Here is an 18,001-nt window from a genome sequence, read left to right on the forward strand (position 1 = left end):
TCCGGTGGCACGGCTCAGGTGCCGGCCCCGGTGGCTGCCATGGACACGGACCCAGTGACGGACAACAGGCCACGCCGGTTGCCCAGGCTCGAGGACGTGGCGGAACTGGCCGGGGTCTCGCACCAGACCGTGTCACGGGTGGTCAACAACCACCCGAGCGTCAGCCCCGGGACCCGGGGAAAGGTGGAGGCGGCGATCGCCACACTCGGCTACCGCCGCAACACCGCCGCCCGGAGCCTGGTCACCCGGCGTTCACAGACCATCGGTGTTTTGGGCAGTGAGCTTTCGCAGTACGGCCCCGCCAACACCATGTTGGGGGTGGAGCGCGCAGCACGGGACGCAGGATACTTCGTCAGTGTGGCTGCGCTGCGGGAGGTCAGCCGGGACGCGATCCTGGACGCAGTCCGGCACTTCCTGGACCAGTCCGTGGACGGAATCGTGGTAATCGTTCCGCACCTGGAGACGCTGGCCGCACTGGCAGAACTGCCCATCGGAGTGCCGGTAGTGGCCGTTGGGTCCAACGGAAATGACGCTGTAGGCGGGGTCAAGGTGGACCAGCGCCGCGGGGCGGAGCTGGCCGTGGAACACCTCATTGGGCAGGGCCATGTGCGGATCGGGCACATCGCGGGGCCGCAGGACTGGATAGATGCCGTGGCCCGCGCCGACGGTTGGCGTGCCGCCCTGGAAGCCGCTGGACTCGCCGCGGACCTGATTGTGGAGGGTGACTGGAGCGCAGGCAGCGGCTACAAAATTGGCTGGCAACTGGCGGCAAACTCCCGTGCCACGGCGCTCTTTGTAGGCAACGACCAGATGGCCCTCGGGCTCCTGCGGGCGCTGAACGAGGCGGGCATCAGGGTGCCGCAGGACGTATCCGTGGTGGGCTTCGACGACCAGCCTGAGGCCGGCTACTTTTGTCCGCCATTGACGGTCATCCGGCAGGACTTTGAAGAACTCGGCCGGCGGTGCATGGACATGATGCTCGCGGAGCTCGGCGGCACGCCGGGTCCCCGGACGCTGGTGGTGGAGCCGGAACTTGTCCTGCGCAGCAGTACGGCGCCGCCCGGCTGAGGGCAAGTTCCAGGCCCAGGGCGGTTCCGGATTTAACCAGGCAGAGATGCCGGGGAAACGCGCCCACAACATCCGCCACCTATGTTTCAGGAATGACAGAGAGCATTCCCGGCAGGTTCCGCCAATGGTTTACCGCCGCCTTCGCCTTCACCTCCCCGGAACAGGCCGCTGACGCCATGGCCGAGGCATCCCGCTGGGGCTGGCTTCCTGCCTTGAGCGGCGTGGCAGTGGGCGCCGACCATGCCCGCGCTTGGCACGATGAATCGGCTGCCGGCGCCGGCTGACCGGCCGGTTGAACACACTATTGCGCCTGTAACGGGGTCATGCCCTAAACTGCTGCACTGAGGTGCCTGAAATGGCGCTGTGCAGCAACGAAAGTGAACACGCTATGGCTACCGATTACGATGCTCCACGCAAGCAGGAAGAAGAGTCTCCCGCTGACTCGCTTGAGGCCCTCCAGGCGTCCCGCGGCGGCAACGCGCAGACCGCCGTCATCGATCTCGAAGAGAATGACACCGCTGAAGGCATTGACCTGCCCGGCGCCGACCTCTCCAACGAGGAACTGACAGTTGTTGTGGTCCCGGAGCAGTCCGATGAATTCACGTGCTCCTCGTGCTTCCTGGTCCGCCACCGGTCCCAGGTTGCCCTCGAAAAGAACGGCCTCAAGTACTGCCGCGACTGCGAAGGCTGACCTTCCACCAGGTTTCAGCGTCGGCTGCCCCACGGGGGTAACCGGCGCTTTTTTGTACCCCGCGGGCAACCGTTATGGGCGGTAACGGGCAGGTGCAGGAACGGTGCCGAAGGAGTTAAGAGTGGCCCCGAAAAGGCCCCTGTTTTATGCGGCCTTAATGCGGCGGGCGTCAGGTTAACGGTTCCGCCCCGAAGCGGCCACAGGCCTCGTTTCGCCGTTCCTGCCGTCCTAATCTGGAGCTATCCAATCGCTCCTTCCTTGGGTGGCACCACAATGAAAAAACTCTCCATCTGGTTCACGGCCATCCTTGTGGCCGTCGGACTGGGATTGCTGGTTCCGGGGCCCGCCTCGGCAACCGCCTCGTATTGCGGGCTCACCTGGGGCTCGCTAATGAAGACGGACGGCTCCATGAGCGGCGCGCCCGTCACCAATGTCCGCACCGGACAGCACTATTGCTTCGACCGGCTGGTGGTTGACCTGGGCAGCGGCCCGGCTCCCGGCTACTCCGTCCGCTACGTTGGGCAAATCACCCAGGACGGTTCCGGCAAACCGGTCGACGTCCGGGGCGGCGCCCGCTTGCAGGTGGTTGTCCGGGCACCGGCCTACGACGATAGCGGCCACGCCACGTACAAGCCCGCTGACCAGCTGGAGCTCGCCAACGTCTCCGGTTACCAGACCTTCCGCCAGGTGGTCTGGGCAGGAAGCTTTGAGGGCCAGAGCACGCTCGGTGTGGGCGTCCGCGCCCGTCTTCCGTTCCGTGTCTTCACGCTGGACGGGCCGGGCTCAGGCTCCCGGCTGGTGGTGGATGTGGCGCACTTCTGGTGACAGCCGCCGTCGTCAAAATAGAAAAGGTGCCGTCCCCGCGTTGGCGGGAACGGCACCTTTTCTGTTCTGTGCAGGCGTCTTTACTCCGGGACCACCAGGGCCGGGGTGTCTTTCCGGAGCGTTTCGCCGCGGAAGAAGGCGGGGCGTACCCGGGCCATGATCAGCATGAACACCGCGCCGAGCGCCAGGATGCCGACGCCGAGGATGAACACCAGTCCCACACCGAAGATTTCGGAGCCGCTGCCGAACTCGGGGGCGAGGCTGTCCACGGCGGTCTGGAAGAACACGACGAACAGGCCCACGCCGCCCAGCACCGGGCACAGCAGCCGCAACAGGAAATGGCGGGCGCTGGTGAAGAGGCTGTGCCGGAAGTACCAGGCGCAGGCAAGTGCCGTCAGGCCGTAGTAGAAGCAGATCATCAGGCCCAGGGCCAGGATGGTGTCATTGAGGACGTTCTCGCTGACCACATGCATCACGGCGTAGAACCCCGCGGACATGACGCCGGCAGCGACGGTGGCGAAGCCCGGCGTCGCGAACTTCCGGCTGACCCGGCTGAAGGGTTCAGGCAGGGCACCGTAGTGGGCCATCGCCAGGAGGCTGCGGGACGGGGACATGAAGGTGGACTGCAGGGACGCGGCCGAGCTGGAGAGCACTGCCAGGGACATCAGGATGGCGAACGGGCCCATGATGGGGGAGGCCAGCGCGGTGAAGATGTTCTCGTGGTTCTCTGCGTTGTTCAGCCCGTTGCCGGTATCGCCGACGCCGGCGAACATCATGGTGGCGATGCTCACCAGCAGGTAGATGGCCAGGACAATGACGGCGGTCAGGGTGCCGGCCACGCCGGCCGTTTTCTTGCCGTTGGCTGTTTCCTCGTTCACCGTGAGGCAGACGTCCCAGCCCCAGTACACGAAGATGGAGAGGGAAATTCCTGCGGCCACCTGGCCGAAGGTCTCGATCCTGGTGACGTCGAACCATTCCCAGCTGAAGGGGATGGCGGTCTCCGAGGTGGACCAGTTGGCGAAGGCCATGGCGACGAACAGGCCGAGTACCAGCAGTTGGAATCCCACCAGGCCGTACTGCACCACCTTGGTGGTGTGCAGGCCGCGGTAGCTGACCCAGACAGCGAGGGCGACGAACACCAGGCAGGTCAGGACGTTCAGGGCCTTGTTGTCCGCGAGGTCCGCGAGTTCCGGTGAGCCGGTGAGCTGGGACAGGAAGAGGTAGAAGAAGTCGACGGCCACGCCGGCGAGGTTGGACAGCACGATGATGTTGGCTGCCAGGAGCCCCCACCCGCCCATCCAGCCGACCCAAGGGCCAAACGCCTTGCTGACCCAGGTGAAAGTGGTGCCGCTGTCCGGTGAATCGGCGTTGAGTTCCCGGTAGGCCAGCGAGACCAGGATCATCGGGATGAAACCGATCAGGAAAATCACGGGCAGCTGGAGTCCGGCTTCATTGACGGTGGGTCCCAGCGCGCTGGTCAGGGTGTAGGCGGGGGCGATCGTGGAAATTCCCAGGACCACGACGGCGAGGAGCCCCAGCTGCCCGCCCTTCAGTCCCTTGGCGGTAATGTCGCCGCTGCCGGGCAATTGCTGGCCCCGCGCGGCGGTGGGGCTGGTGCGGAGTGCTTCTGTCATGGCACCGCTTTCTGGAAGCTTATGACCGGGGTCACTATATGAATGGCGTTCATTTAGTATGGAGCTGTGACCGCCGTCGCGCAAAAGGGAATATGAATCACGTTCGTTTATGACTGGGCGGCAGAATTAGTAAGCTCACTGAGAAATATCCGCCCAGGCCCGTGCCGGGTGGCCCGGGCGCTGATAGTTTCGAAGTTACTGGACCAATCGAGGAGGACTCCCATGAAAGCTTCACCGACCCTGACCAACAACCTGCAGGCCGTACTCGCCGACCTGATCGAGCTGCACATCCAGGGCAAGCAGGCGCACTGGAACATTGTGGGCACCAATTTCCGGGACCTCCACCTGCAGCTGGATGAGATCGTTGACGCCGCCCGCCAGTTCGCCGATGACACCGCCGAGCGCATGCGGGCCCTCCACGCGCTGCCTGATGGCCGCAGCTCCACTGTGTCGAAGTCGACCGCCCTGGCGGAGTTTCCCGAGGGCCTGATCAGCACCAAGGACGCCATCGAGCGGATCGTTGCAGCCATGGAGGCAGCGGTGGGCACCATGCGCAAGGTCCATGACGAGGTGGATGAGGAGGATCCCACCAGCGCAGACCTGCTGCACGAGTTCATTGCCAAGCTGGAGCAGTTCGCTTGGATGGTGAACGCCGAGACGATGAAGCCGACCGCCAGCGTCACCGCGCCTGACGAAAAGTAGGAGCGGACTGCCACCACAGCACGGATGAGGCGCCCGGTACCGGAGGTTGGACTCCGGCGCCGGGCGCCTTTGCCGTTGAGGCCTATGCGCTGACGCGTGCCGAGGTGCTGCTACACGGCCTTAGGTACTTTGCGAAGTACGACGGCGGCGCAGACTGCCGCGGTTGCCATCAGGACCAGCCCAATCGCCGCCGTCACATGCACGCCGGAATCGAAGGCGGCAGCCGCGGACTGGCGGACGGTTTCGGCCAGCGGGGCCGGCAGCGCGGCCGCGAGGTCCATGGCGCCTGCCAGTGTTTCGCCGGCGCTGTGGCGGGCCGCTTCCGGGGCGGTGCTGACCACGGCTGCCGGGAGGTGCAGGTTGTGCTGGTAGGAGGCCGTGAGGATGGAGCCCAGTACGGCCGTCCCCAGCAGCGCCCCCACCTCGTACCCGGTCTCCGAGATGGCGGCCGCGGCACCTGACTTGTGCGCCGGCGCCGCACCGAGGATGAGGTCGTTGGAGATGGTTTCAGCCGTCCCCACGCCCAGCGCCAGGATCAGCAACGCTGCCAGCAGCAGTGTGGGCCCGCCGTCGTGGTTCCCGAACGTCACCAGGCTGTATCCCGCGGCGCTGAACGCAAGGCCCGTTCCCACCACGAAGCCGGGGCGCACCTTCCGGACCAGCGGCACCACCACCAGTCCTGCCACCACCGTGGCAATAAGGGCCGGGATCATGGCAACGCCCGCGGCAGACGGCGTCATGCCTTCGAGCAGCTGCAGGTGCTGGGCCAGGAAGAGGATGAAGCCGTTGAAGGAGAACAGGGCCAGGACGTTGGCGGTGATGGCCATGCTGAACACCCGGTTGCGGAAAAGCGACATGTCCAGCAGGGGGTGCGGCAGCCGGAGCTGCCGCCGGACGAACACCACTGCCATGGCCAGGCCGAAAGCCATGGCGCCAAGGCCGTTGCCGGACAAGCCTTCCGTGGCAACTTCCTTGATGCCGTATACCAGCGGCACCATCACCAGCAGGGACAGCGCAATGCTGGGAATGTCCACCTTCCCCGGTTCCGGATTCTTCGATTCCGGGATCAGCGCCGGACCCAGGGCGATCAGCGGCACCATGAGCGGCACTGCGACCAGGAAGACTGCGCCCCACCAGTAGTGCTCCACCAGCCAGCCGCCGAAGATCGGACCCAGGGCGGCCCCGCCGGAGAACCCGGCGGCCCAGATGGCCACCGCCAGCCGGCGACGGTTGGGCTCCGCGAAGATGTTGCGGATGAGCGAGAGGGTTGAGGGCATCAGCATGGCGCCAAAGAAGCCCAGGGCGGCGCGCCCTGCGATGAGCCATTCCGCCGTTGGCGCGAACGCTGTGGCGGCCGAGAGCGCCGCAAAGCCCAGGCTGCCGGTGAGGAGCAGCCGCCGCCGGCCGATCCTGTCACCGAAGCTGCCCATGCACACCAGCAGCCCCGCCAGGACCAGCGGGTAGGCGTCCACGATCCAGAGCAGCTGTACCCCGGAAGGGTTCAGGGACTGGGCTATCGCGGGCAGGGCGAAGGTCAGTGCCGTGTTGTCCACGGCCACCAGCAGTACGGGGAACATCAGCAGCGCAAGGGCCAGCCAGTCGCGCCACGGTGCCCGTGGGGCAGCAGGTCCCTGAAGCTGGGGTTCAGCGCGGTGCGTCGACGTGGTCATAGATTAACTATACCGTCCAGACGGTACAGTTTGGAGCGGTGGTTGAGTTGAGCCTCCGGCACCCCGGGAGGGCATGATGGATGGCATGCCCCGAAAGCCAGTCGCCCGCGAAGCTGTCCTTGACGCCTTCGCCACCCTGTTGATTGAGGTGGGGGAGCGCGCCGCCACCCTGGACGCCGTAGCCCGAAAGGCCGGCGTTTCCAAGGGCGGTCTCCTCTACCACTTTCCCAACAAGGAAGCCCTGATTCAGGCGCTCCTGGACCAGCTGGACGCGCTCGCCGGAGAAGACGCCGATGCCATGGCCGCCGCCCCGGAAGGTGCGGCCGCCTACTTCATCAGGTCCTCGGTGTGGGGAGACACCCCCTTGGACCGGGCCATCGTCGCCGCCACCCGGCTGGCGGAGGTGGCGCATGAAGAAACCCGCCGCCGTTTCGCTGCGATCCAGCGGCGGTGGCTCGACGAAATCGCCGCCGATGTGGGGCCGGCCCTGTCCAAGGCCGTGCTGTATATGGGGGACGGCCTCTACTTCAACGCCATGCTCTCCGTCGGCCCGGTCCCCGAAGGCGGCGCAGCTGCGGACGTGGACGAATTGCTGGCAGCACTGGAGAGGCTCCGGCGGTAGCAGGACATTTGCCCCGGGGGCCGTGGCGTAGGAGAATTAAGCGTTGTGGGAGCTGTCACCTGACGGCCCCGCGTACACATCCAACTGAATAGCCTTTGATCTGCGGCGGGAGAGTCCTGCCACAACGTCGGCAGGCGCCGTAGGAGCAAATCCTCCCCAGGAATCTCGCAGGCCCCTGTACCGCCGCGGCGAGGCACCTCTGGAAAGCAGCAGGCCGTCCAGGCACCCGTGATCGGGTGCCGGACCGTTGTGCTCACCGACGGTGCAAGCGGGTCCTGTCCATGCAGGCGCCGCGGAAACTCTCAGGTCCAATACAGAGCGGGGAGGGACCCGAATCGCTGTGGCGTACCCTGCGCCGCCTGAGTATCTGGAGTTCCCCCGTGACGGTTAGTTCAGCCTCCACCACTTTCGTCGACCGCCATATCGGCGCCCGGCGCCAGGACCACGTCGACACCATGCTCAAGGCTGTGGGCTACGACAGCGTTGACTCCCTGGTCGATACCGCCGTTCCCCAGGTCATCCGCCAGGAGACGGCACTGAAGCTGCAGGACGCCCTCAGCGAGGTTGAGGTCCTGACCGAGCTGCGCCGGCTGGCGGGCAGGAACAGGACCGCCGTCCAGCTGATCGGCCAAGGCTACTACGACACCATCACCCCGGCCGTGATCCGGCGCAACATCCTTGAGGCGCCGGCCTGGTACACCGCCTACACGCCGTACCAGCCAGAGATCTCGCAGGGCCGGCTGGAGGCGCTGCTGAACTTCCAGACCATGGTGCAGGACCTGGTGGGCCTGCCGATTGCCAACGCGTCCCTGCTGGACGAAGCGACGGCTGTGGCGGAAGCAGTCCTGCTGATGCGCCGCGCCAACAAGGCCAAGCCTGCCGCAGACGGCAAGACCGTCCTGGACATCGACGTGCTGCCGCAGACCATCGCCATCGTCAAGGGCCGGGCCGAGGCGCTCGGCTTCGAGGTGGAGGTAGCTGACCTCTCCCAGGGTCTGCCAGAGGGTGACATCAACGGCATCGTGCTCCAGCAGCCCGGCGCCTCCGGCCGCGTCTTCAACCAGGCTGAAGCCATCGCCGCCGCCAAGGAGCGCGGAGCGCTGGTCACTGTGGCCGCCGATCTCCTGGCGCTGACGCTGATCACTCCTCCGGGCGAGCAGGGCGCGGACATCGCTGTCGGCTCCACACAGCGTTTCGGCGTGCCGCTGTTCTTCGGTGGCCCGCACGCTGCCTACATGGCCGTCCGCAAGGGACTGGAGCGTTCGTTGCCCGGCCGCCTGGTGGGCGTCTCGAAGGACGACGCCGGCGTTCCCGCCTACCGCCTGGCCCTGCAGACCCGCGAGCAGCACATCCGCCGCGAGAAGGCCACGTCCAACATCTGCACCGCGCAGGCGCTGCTGGCCATCGTGTCCTCCATGTACGCCGTGTACCACGGCCCGGACGGCCTGAAAGCGATCGCGGAAACAACGCACGGCCACGCCCGCACCCTGGCGGCCTCCCTCGCGGCCGCCGGTGTGGATGTCCTCCATAAGAGCTTCTTCGACACCGTCACCGTTCGAGTGCCCGGCCGCGCTGCCGGCATTATTGCCGATGCTGAAGCGCGCGGCATTAACCTGCGCTCCATCGACGCAGATACCGTGGGCATCTCCCTGGATGAAACCACCACGGCGGCCGTCGTCGCCAATGTCGCGGACATCTTTGGTGCCTCCGTAGGGGCCGCTGAAGGCTTCGGGCTGGAGGCCGCCGTCGAACGTTCCTCCGGTTACCTGGAGCACCCGGTGTTCAACACCCACCGGTCCGAAACGCAGTTGCTGCGTTACATCCGCCGCCTGTCCGACCGTGACCTGGCGCTGGACAGGACCATGATCCCGCTGGGTTCGTGCACCATGAAGCTGAACGCCACCGCCGAGATGGAAGCGATCTCCTGGCCGGAGTTCGCCTCCATCCACCCGTTCGCCCCGGACTCCCAGACCGAAGGCTGGCGTGAGCTGATCACCGGGCTGGAAGCTGACCTGACCGAGATCACCGGGTACGACCAGGTGTCCATCCAGCCCAACGCCGGTTCCCAAGGCGAACTCGCCGGCCTGCTGGCGATCCGCGGCTACCACCACTCCCGCGGCGATCAGCAGCGCAACGTCTGCCTGATCCCCGCCTCGGCGCACGGCACCAATGCCGCGTCCGCGGTCCTGGCCGGCATGAAGGTGGTTGTTGTGGCCACGGCAGCCGACGGCACCATCAACCACGATGACCTGACGGCCAAGATCGAGACCCACAAGGACGTCCTGTCCTGCATCATGATCACCTACCCGTCCACCCATGGCGTCTATGACGGGGATGTCCGTGAGGTCTGCGATGCCGTGCACGCGGCCGGCGGCCAGGTCTACATTGACGGCGCGAACCTGAATGCGCTCGTGGGCCTGGCGCAGCCGGGTAAGTTCGGCGGCGACGTGTCCCACCTGAACCTGCACAAGACGTTCTGCATCCCGCACGGCGGCGGCGGGCCTGGCGTCGGCCCGGTCGCGGCGAAGGCGCACCTGGCACCGTTTATGCCCGGCGATGCCAACAAGGCCGCCCATGAAGAGGGTCACGGGGTCGCGATTTCCGCTTCCCGGTTCGGTTCGGCCGGTGTCCTGCCGATCTCCTGGGCGTACGTGAAGCTCATGGGCGGGGAAGGCCTGACCGAGGCCACCAAGTCCGCGCTGCTGGCCGCGAACTACGTTGCTGCCCGGCTGCACGAGTTCTACCCCGTGCTCTACACCGGTGAAGGCGGGCTCGTGGCGCACGAGTGCATCCTGGACCTTCGCGAACTCACCGCCCGCAGCGGGGTGACCGCTGAGGACGTGGCCAAGCGCCTGATCGACTTCGGCTTCCACGCCCCCACCCTGGCCTTCCCGGTGGCCGGGACCCTGATGGTCGAACCCACCGAGTCCGAGGACCTGGCCGAGATCGACCGCTTCATCGACGCCATGATCACCATCCGCAAGGAAATCGACCAGGTGGCCAACGGCGACTTTGCTGTTGCAGACTCACCCCTCCGGCGTGCACCCCACACGGCTGCCGCCGTCGTGAGCTCCGACTGGGACCGTGCCTACCCGCGCGAGCAGGCCGCATTCCCGGCACACCACAAGCAGGACAAGTACTTCCCGCCCGTGGGACGCATCGACGGCGCAGCCGGCGACCGCAACCTCATCTGCTCCTGCCCGCCTCTCGAAGCGTTCGAGGACAACACCGACGTCGAAAACCAGGCCTCCCATGACTGAGAACCACACCGCCCTTTACGGCGAGCACCAGAAGCTTGGCGCCTCCTTCACCGATTTCGGTGGTTGGCAGATGCCCTTGAAGTACAGCTCTGAGCTTGCCGAGCACCACGCCGTGCGCAACGGTGCGGGCCTGTTCGACCTCTCCCACATGGGCGAAGTCTGGGTCACCGGCCCGGACGCCGCAGCGTTCCTGGACTACGCCCTGGCGGGAAAGATCTCGGCCATGCCGGTGGGCAAGGCCAAGTACTCGCTGATCTGCACTCCGGACGGCGGCATCATCGACGACCTCATTACCTACCGCCGCCCTTCCCCGGCAGCGGGCGGTGACCGCTTCCTGGTGGTCCCCAACGCAGGCAACGCCAAAGTAGTTGCCGAGGCCCTGCAGCAACGTTCGGCCGGCTTCGACGTCACTGTGGAGGACGCCTCGGCAGAAACGTCGCTGATCGCAGTCCAGGGACCCAAGGCGCAGGACCTCCTGCTCCGGCTGGTCCCCGCGGCCCAGCATGCAGACGTTACCGGGCTGAAGTACTACGCCGCGGTGGAAGTCCCGTTCCTGGTCAACGGAGCCGGACTCACCCTCCTGCTGGCCCGCACTGGCTACACCGGCGAAGACGGCTTTGAGATCTTCGTGCCCAACGATGACGCCGTCGGACTCTGGCAGGCACTCCTCGCGGTGGCCGACGACGGGGAGCTCACCCCGGCGGGCCTCGCATGCCGGGATTCGCTCCGCCTGGAAGCCGGGATGCCCCTGTACGGCAACGAACTCTCCCTGCAGGGCGACCCGTACTCCGCCGGACTCGGTCCCGTCGTCGCGCTGTCCAAGGAAGGCGACTTCGTGGGCAAGGCAGCGCTGGCAGAAAAGAAGGAGGCCGGCGCGGGATCGACCACCGGCCGCCGCCTGGTGGGCCTGAAGGGCCTGGGCCGCCGTGCCGGCCGTGCCCACTACCCGGTCCTCAAGGACGGGGCAGTGGTTGGCGAAGTCACCTCCGGACAGCCTTCACCCACCCTCGGCTACCCGGTGGCGCTGGCCTACGTCGACGTCGAACACGCCGCCCCCGGAACAGCCCTCGACGTCGACCTGCGCGGCAAGGCCGAACCGTTCGAAGTGGTCGAGCTGCCGTTCTACAAGCGCACCAAGTAGGACGTCATGGCTGTTGGTGTTTTTGATCTGTTTTCGATCGGTATTGGGCCTTCGTCGTCTCATACTGTGGGGCCGATGCGGGCTGCTGCGGTGTTTGCGGAGGAGTTGCGGGGTGCCGGGGTGTTGTCCCGGGTGGCTTCGTTGCGGGTGGATCTGTATGGGTCGTTGGCTGCGACGGGGCATGGGCACGGGACGATGACGGCGGTCCTGCTGGGTTTGGAAGGGTTTCACCCCGAACTGATCCTGCCTGCTGAGGTGGAGGAGCGGCTTGCCGCGATCGCTGAGACCGGGACGCTGAACCTGGCCGGGGCTGGCGGCGGGGATGGCGTGAAGCTGCCGTATGGGGTGAAGGACATGGTGTTGCGGCCGTTGACGGTGTTGCCGCGGCATACGAACGGGATGACGTTCACCGTTTCGGACGCGGACGGGGCGGTGCTGCACGCGGCGACGTTCTTCTCCGTTGGCGGCGGGTTCATTGTCCGTGAGGGCGAGGAGGACGCGGCGCAGCAGGAGTTGGATGAGTCCAAGAAGGAGCTGCCGCTGCCGTTCCGGACCGCCGCGGAACTCCTGAAGCACTGCGCGGACACCGGGTTGGGGATCAGTGATGTGATGCTGGTCAACGAAAAGTCCTCCCGGACCGAGGAGGAGATCCGGGCGGGGCTGCTGCACATCTGGTCCGTGATGGAGGCATGCGTCGCGACCTCGCTGAAGCGTGAGGGGGTGCTGCCGGGCGGGTTGAAGGTCCGCCGCCGCGCCCCGGACTGGTTCGACCGGCTGAAGAAGGAATGCGCCCGTCCGGGCGTGGACAGCCAGGACCTGGACTTTACGGACCAGGATTTCCATGACCCGAGGTACTGGCAGGAGTGGGTGAACCTGGTGGCCTTGGCCGTGAACGAGGAGAACGCCTCCGGCGGGCGTGTGGTCACGGCCCCCACGAACGGGGCGGCCGGGATCATTCCCGCGGTCCTGTATTACGCGCTGCATTTCGCCCCGGGCATGGACCAGGCCACGCAGGAGGACCGCGACGGTGTGGTGGCCAGGTTCCTGCTCGCCGCCGGTGCCGTGGGGGTGCTTTACAAGGAACAGGCGTCCATTTCCGGTGCCGAGGTGGGCTGCCAGGGCGAGGTCGGTTCGGCGTCGTCGATGGCGGCGGCGGGACTGGCTGAGGTCATGGGCGGCACCCCGGCGCAGGTGGAGAACGCCGCGGAAATCGCGATGGAACACAACCTGGGCCTGACGTGTGATCCGATCGGCGGGCTGGTGCAGGTCCCGTGCATCGAGCGGAACGCGATCGCCGCGGCGAAGGCCATCAACGCGGCGAAGATGGCGCTCTGGGGCGACGGCACCCACCGGGTCTCCCTCGACGAAGTCATCATCACCATGCGCGAAACCGGCAAGGACATGTCCTCCAAATACAAGGAAACCGCCATGGGCGGCCTCGCCGTCAACGTCGTCGAATGCTGACAACCAGCCCGGTCCGTCATGGCCCGGGCCTGCTACGGCTCGGCGGACGCTAGTTGTTGATGGCGGCCCACACGTTCAGTGTTGAGGCGTACACCAGCCACGCCACGTAGGGCAGCAGCAACAACCCGGCAGTTCGGCTGATGGGGCCGAAATACAGGATGGTGACGACGACGGCGACGATCAGCGCAAGGATGATCACCAGGGCCAGCCACAGCGCCGGCGTTCCCAGCGTGGGGTAGAGCCCGAAAAACATCGGGGTCCAGGCGAGGTTCAGGACCAGTTGGACGGCGTAGGCAATCATGGCCGGACGCGTGCGCCCGGTGCGTTTGCGCCACACCAGCCAGGCGGCCACGGCCATGGCCGTGTACAACAGGGTCCACACGGGGCCGAAGACAAAGTTCGGCGGCGTCCAAGGGGCCTTCTCGGCAGTGGCATACCAGCCGTCGACGTTGCTGGTGGAAGCGAGTCCGCCAAGGCCCGCCACCAGGAAGGATGCCACCAGGAAACCCGCCAGTGCGGCCACCTGGACCGCCGGCCGGTACGGACGGAACTTTCGCTCCGACGGCAAGGTGGACTGTCCCGTGTTTGGCTCCATCTCACCACCCTTGCGAATGGCCGTTCGCGAGTCAAGGCAGGCGCGCGGAGGCGTCCCGGGCCTGCCGGACGGCCGCCTGGCAGACCCCCGGGCGGGTCCCCGGGGCACGGCCCGTGCCGCCCAAGGCTTTAGACTTGAGGCTGCATGTCCGCGCAGGAACGGCAACAGCAGCACCGAGAACAGCACCGAGCATCAACCCCGATTGGACACGGCCCCCTTGCCAGAATTCACCGCACGTTTTGCCACAGCCGAGGAAATTGAAAACTGGGACAAGCACGTCACGGCCAACCCCAACGGCGGCAACATGCTGCAGTCGGCGGCCTACGCCTCCGTGAAGAACGGCAGCGGCTGGAAGGTCCGCTTCCTGGTGCTGGAAGGCGGCGAGACCGCCAGCTACAACCTGGTCCTGGAGAAGGCCGTCCCGCTGCTGGGACGGCTCTGGTACCTCATCAAGGGCCCGGACCTCGCCGAAGCCGGCCACCTCAAAGCGGCGTTGGAGTCCTGTGCCGCCCTGGTGCGGGAGCGGAAGCTCAACGTGTTCACCATCAAGATCGAACCGGACATCGTGGATTCCGATGCTGCCCGCGCCACGCTGGCGGCGGCCGGCCTGGCCAAGGCCCCCAACATCCAGTCCAACGACTCCACGGCGCTGCTGGACATCTCCGGCACTGACGAGGAAGTCCTCAAGGCCATCTCCTCCCGCGCCCGCAACGCCGTCCGGCGAGCCGAACGGGAAGGCTGCGAGGTAGTCCGCCGGGAACCAGGGCCGGAAACCTACCGTGCCCTCTACGACCTCATGGCCGACACCGTAAAGGCCAAGGGATCCATGCCCTTGCGAACTTACGAGTACTACGCGCAGTTCTGGGACGAATTCTGCAACCGCGGCCAGGGCAACTTCTTCTTCACCTACGAAGACGGAAAGCCCAGCGTCGGCGCGTTCGTCATCAACTACGGTGCCAAGGCAACCTACAAGGACGGCGGTTCCACGCAAAACCGTAAACAGTACGGCGACTCCCACCTGGTCCAGTGGTCCGCCATCCGGAGGATGCAGGAACTGGGCTGCACCGAATACGACTTCTGCGGCACGCCTCCCGCATCCCGGATCAAGGACAAGAGCCACAACCTGTACGGCATGGGGATGTTCAAGACCAGCTTCACCAAGACCGTCACGGACTTTGTGGGGTGCCACGACTACGTTCTTTCACCCCTCCGGCACCGGTTGTGGGTCAAGGGCGGTGAGCGGGTGTTCCGCCGCATTGAAACGGCGCGCACCGGCCAGCAGTTCTACTGACCACGACCCGCCGGTCCGCTGCCCGGTAACCCCACGGCACGGAAGACCACGCTCCCGCCCCAGCACCTGCCAGGCAGGCCCGCGACAAGTTCCAGAGAAGGTAATCCCTTGAACCAGGTTTCCACCACCACCGCTCCCGAATACACGGTCCTCAGCGACGACGAGTTTGAGGCCTTCGCCGTCAAGCATCCGCAAAACAGCTTCCTGCAGTCGGCCGATTTCAGCCGCTTCCAGCGCGCCCGCGGACAGCAGGTGGAACTGTTCGGTATCCGCCGCAACGGAGAACTCGTGGCCGCGGGGAAACTGAACTTCACCACCACCCGGCTCGGGTACACCATGTGCGAATGCGCCAAGGGACCCCTGATGGACTACACGGACCCTGCCCTGGTGCGTGACGTCGTCGTACTTCTCCGCAAGCGCGCGGCCGAGCGAAAAGCTGCCGAACTGCGGATCTCACCGAACCTGAAGTACATTGCCCGCGACGAGGACGGGGCCGAGCACCCGGAAACCACGGACAACCGGCCGCTGGTGGCGCGGCTCGGCGGCCTCGGATTCCGGCACCAGGGCCTGGAGATGAACTTCGTGAACGTCAACTGGATGTTCGTCAAGAACCTCCAGGGCATCGCGGACCCGGAAGAGCTGATCATGGGCACCAGCTACCGCACCCGAAAAGCCATCCGCAAGGCCGAAAAGAACGGTGTGTTCCTGGAGCAGGCCACGCTGGAAACACTGGACGACTTTTACGGCGCGCTGAGCCGGGCCGGGGACGAGAAGGGCTTCGTCTACCGGGAACGGGAGTACTACGAGAACCTGCTCCGCACCACCTCGCCAGAGTTCACCAAGCTCATGATGGCCAAGATCGACATCCCGGCCTACCGCAAGTCCATCACCGAACGGCTCGACGCCGAATCGGCCACGGCCGCCGAACTTCGGCGCGAGGTCGAGGAGACGGGCAGCAAGAAGAAGGCCAACCGGCTCAAAGTGGTCCAGGATTTGGTGGACAGCTACGAGCGCAGCCTCAAGGACATCGAACGCTTCCCGGACTCGGTGGGTGTGGCCACCGTGGCCGCCATCCACTTCGTCTGCTACGGCGATGAAGTGGTGTGCGTCATCGGCGGCACCGTGCAGGACTACATCTACTTCAACGGCGCCACCTCGCTGTACTGGGGCATGATGCTGCACGCCCTTGAGAAGGGATACCCGAGGTACAACTTCTACGGAACCTTCGGCATCTCCGGGCAGGACCAGGAAGGCCACGGCGGCTACGAATTCAAGAAGGGCTTCGGCGGTGAAGTGGTCCAACTCGTGGGCGACTTTGTGATGCCCGTCCGTCCCGCCGCCTTCCACGCCAACAGGCTGGCCAGGTCCGCCGCCGGCGCTGCCCGCACCCTGCTGGGCAAGCTTCCGATTAAGCGCGCCTGACCCACATATCCGCACCAGCGCACCACACCAGCGCACCAGGGAGGAGGAGATCATGGCCGACCGGCGCGATCATCCCAAAGCTCAACCAACCGGCGCCAAGGACCGTCCGCCCACGGGGCCGGCCCGGGCGCTGCCCCGCACCGAAGCCCTGCCCAAAACCGAACCGCTGACGGCCGCCCAGGTCCGCCAGAACGCTGCGGCGAAGAAGATGCTGCGCCGGCTCGTCCAGGGCGAGAACCCTCCCACCGCGCCGATGAGCATCGTGGACAGGCTGACCGGCAGCCCGTACGCCAACCCCACCATCCAGGTCAGCGGCGTGGATGCGTCCGCCCGCAAGACCCTGGACTTTGTCCTCCACCTCGCTGAAACCATGTTCCGCTACGGCGCCGGCGCCCTCGAAGTGGAGACCAGCATTATCGCCGTCACGGCCGCGCTGGGTCTGAAGTACGTCGAGGTGGACATCACCAACCAGTCCGTCGGCATCAACTACGCCCCCAAGGACCAGCCGCCCATCGCACTGCTGCGCGTGGTCCGGTCCTGGACCAACAACTACGCCGGCCTGGCCAGGGTGCACCAGCTGGTCACCGACATCGTGGCCGGGGGAGTGGGCCGCGACGAGGCCATCAGGCGGCTCAACGAAATCATTACCAGCCCCAAGCCGTTCCCGCGGTGGATGGTTACCTCGGCCTTCGGTGTCTTCGCGGCCGTGTTCGTCGGCGTGCTTGGCGGCGGCCCGGTATCGTCCGCCATCGCCTTCGCAGCCAACATCGGCATCAGCCTCCTGGCCCGCCAGCTGGGACGCTGGCGCGTCCCTGACTTCTTCATCACGGCGAGCTGTTCCTTCGTGGTCACCCAGCTGGCGCTGCTGCTCTGGCAGTTCGGCCTCACCAAGTCACCGGCCATCGTGGTGGTGGGCGGCATCCTCCTGCTGCTGCCCACAGGCCGCCTGGTGTCCTCGGTGCAGGATGCCATTAACGGCTTCCCCGTCACGGCGGCCGGACGGTTCCTTTCAACGCTCCTGACGTTCGGCGCCATCGTGGCGGGCATCGCCGTCGCCTTCGTGGTGGGCGAGCTGACCGGGGCGCAGCGGATCGACGTCACCGAAACGTTCCCGCCCGCCTACGACCTGTGGGTCCTCATCATCTTCGTGGCGGTGGCCGTCATGGCCATCGGCATCACCGAGCAGACCAGCTGGCAGCTGCTGCTGCCCACCGCGGCCGTGGGAGTCATCGGCTACCTGGTGCTGCTGGGCGGCGGCCTGCTGGGCATCGGTGACCGGTTCGCGCCCGCCCTGGCGGCCGTGGTGATCGGCCTGCTGGCCCGGGTGCTGGCGCTGCGCATGGGGGCCCCGCAGCTGGTGGTGGCAGTCCCCGCAGCGCTGATCCTGCTGCCGGGCCTGACGATCTTCCGGTCCATGTACGTGCTCACCATAGAGGACTCGGAAATCCTGCTCGGTGCCGGCGGGATGCTCAGCGCCGGGGCCATCGTCCTGGGCACTGCGGGCGGCATCGTCCTTGGCGACACCCTGGCCCGCCCGTTCACCCGCAGCCTGGCCAGCAACGAACGCCGGCGCGCCCGGCGCCGTTAGGCTCCGGACAGACCAGAAAAGCGCGCCC

Annotated in this window: 15 protein-coding genes and 1 riboswitch; of the genes, 12 read left to right on the plus strand and 3 right to left on the minus strand. The window is 66.3% G+C overall.

Translation table 11 applies throughout. The annotated features are described in order from the left end of the window. The first annotated feature begins 39 nt into the window (after positions 1-39). The 4 genes from BLT71_RS05805 to BLT71_RS05820 all read left to right on the plus strand — a co-directional run bounded on the left by BLT71_RS05805 (position 40) and on the right by BLT71_RS05820 (position 2,584). Complete coding sequence (locus BLT71_RS05805; protein ID WP_091723846.1) at positions 40-1,068, plus strand: LacI family DNA-binding transcriptional regulator; 1,029 nt, start codon at positions 40-42, stop codon at positions 1,066-1,068. Between the two features lie 92 nt (positions 1,069-1,160). Further along, entirely contained in the window at positions 1,161-1,352 is a 192-nt protein-coding gene (locus BLT71_RS05810; RefSeq protein ID WP_091718380.1) for a hypothetical protein, read from the plus strand. Positions 1,353-1,456: 104 nt separating this feature from the next. After that, positions 1,457-1,759, plus strand: a complete 303-nt coding sequence (locus tag BLT71_RS05815; protein ID WP_056078542.1) for a DUF4193 domain-containing protein — start codon at positions 1,457-1,459, stop codon at positions 1,757-1,759. Between the two features lie 273 nt (positions 1,760-2,032). After that, positions 2,033-2,584 (plus strand): AMIN-like domain-containing (lipo)protein, encoded by a 552-nt coding sequence (locus BLT71_RS05820; RefSeq protein ID WP_091718382.1) that lies wholly within the window; start codon positions 2,033-2,035, stop codon positions 2,582-2,584. Between the two features lie 80 nt (positions 2,585-2,664). Here BLT71_RS05820 and BLT71_RS05825 read toward each other — a convergent pair whose 3' ends face one another. Continuing rightward, a complete protein-coding gene (locus BLT71_RS05825) occupies positions 2,665-4,218 on the minus strand; it encodes an APC family permease (protein WP_091718384.1) in 1,554 nt (517 codons plus the stop codon). A 222-nt stretch (positions 4,219-4,440) separates the two neighbouring features. Between BLT71_RS05825 and BLT71_RS05830 the strand changes: the two genes are divergently transcribed. After that, the gene (locus BLT71_RS05830) at positions 4,441-4,920 is read left to right on the plus strand and encodes a Dps family protein (RefSeq protein WP_091718386.1); all 480 of its coding nucleotides are present in this window, start codon (positions 4,441-4,443) and stop codon (positions 4,918-4,920) included. A 110-nt stretch (positions 4,921-5,030) separates the two neighbouring features. On the opposite strand, the gene BLT71_RS05835 is transcribed toward BLT71_RS05830, so the two are convergent. Then, positions 5,031-6,590, minus strand: coding sequence for an MFS transporter (locus BLT71_RS05835; RefSeq protein WP_091718388.1), 1,560 nt, complete (start codon positions 6,588-6,590; stop codon positions 5,031-5,033). A gap of 85 nt (positions 6,591-6,675) precedes the next feature. Between BLT71_RS05835 and BLT71_RS05840 the strand changes: the two genes are divergently transcribed. From BLT71_RS05840 to BLT71_RS05855, 4 genes are all read left to right on the plus strand, one after another. Continuing rightward, the gene (locus tag BLT71_RS05840; protein ID WP_091718390.1) at positions 6,676-7,212 is read left to right on the plus strand and encodes a TetR/AcrR family transcriptional regulator; all 537 of its coding nucleotides are present in this window, start codon (positions 6,676-6,678) and stop codon (positions 7,210-7,212) included. A gap of 96 nt (positions 7,213-7,308) precedes the next feature. Further along, positions 7,309-7,405, plus strand: a riboswitch (glycine riboswitch). Between the two features lie 187 nt (positions 7,406-7,592). After that, positions 7,593-10,472, plus strand: a complete 2,880-nt coding sequence (gene gcvP, locus BLT71_RS05845; RefSeq protein ID WP_091718392.1) for an aminomethyl-transferring glycine dehydrogenase — start codon at positions 7,593-7,595, stop codon at positions 10,470-10,472. Beyond that, positions 10,465-11,613, plus strand: a complete 1,149-nt coding sequence (gene gcvT, locus BLT71_RS05850; protein ID WP_091718394.1) for a glycine cleavage system aminomethyltransferase GcvT — start codon at positions 10,465-10,467, stop codon at positions 11,611-11,613. The genes gcvP and gcvT overlap by 8 nt, the downstream gene beginning before the upstream one ends. A 6-nt stretch (positions 11,614-11,619) precedes the next feature. Continuing rightward, positions 11,620-13,077: an L-serine ammonia-lyase gene (locus tag BLT71_RS05855; protein WP_091718397.1), complete on the plus strand. Its 1,458-nt coding sequence runs from the start codon at positions 11,620-11,622 to the stop codon at positions 13,075-13,077. A 49-nt stretch (positions 13,078-13,126) separates the two neighbouring features. Here BLT71_RS05855 and BLT71_RS05860 read toward each other — a convergent pair whose 3' ends face one another. Then, on the minus strand, positions 13,127-13,672 hold the full coding sequence (locus BLT71_RS05860) for a TspO/MBR family protein (RefSeq protein WP_091718399.1): 546 nt from the start codon (positions 13,670-13,672) through the stop codon (positions 13,127-13,129). A gap of 217 nt (positions 13,673-13,889) precedes the next feature. Here BLT71_RS05860 and BLT71_RS05865 point away from each other — a divergent pair, with 217 nt between their 5' ends. The 3 genes from BLT71_RS05865 to BLT71_RS05875 all read left to right on the plus strand — a co-directional run bounded on the left by BLT71_RS05865 (position 13,890) and on the right by BLT71_RS05875 (position 17,973). Then, a complete protein-coding gene (locus tag BLT71_RS05865) occupies positions 13,890-14,963 on the plus strand; it encodes a lipid II:glycine glycyltransferase FemX (RefSeq protein ID WP_091718402.1) in 1,074 nt (357 codons plus the stop codon). Between the two features lie 108 nt (positions 14,964-15,071). Next, positions 15,072-16,385 carry a peptidoglycan bridge formation glycyltransferase FemA/FemB family protein gene (locus tag BLT71_RS05870; RefSeq protein WP_091718404.1) on the plus strand — a complete coding sequence of 438 codons (1,314 nt, stop codon included), beginning with the start codon at positions 15,072-15,074 and terminating at the stop codon, positions 16,383-16,385. A 52-nt stretch (positions 16,386-16,437) separates the two neighbouring features. Next, positions 16,438-17,973, plus strand: coding sequence for a threonine/serine exporter family protein (locus BLT71_RS05875; protein ID WP_231994461.1), 1,536 nt, complete (start codon positions 16,438-16,440; stop codon positions 17,971-17,973). The last annotated feature ends 28 nt before the right edge of the window (positions 17,974-18,001 follow it).

Source organism: Pseudarthrobacter equi, from assembly GCF_900105535.1.
In the GTDB taxonomy this organism is placed as follows: Bacteria; Actinomycetota; Actinomycetes; order Actinomycetales; family Micrococcaceae; genus Arthrobacter; species Arthrobacter equi.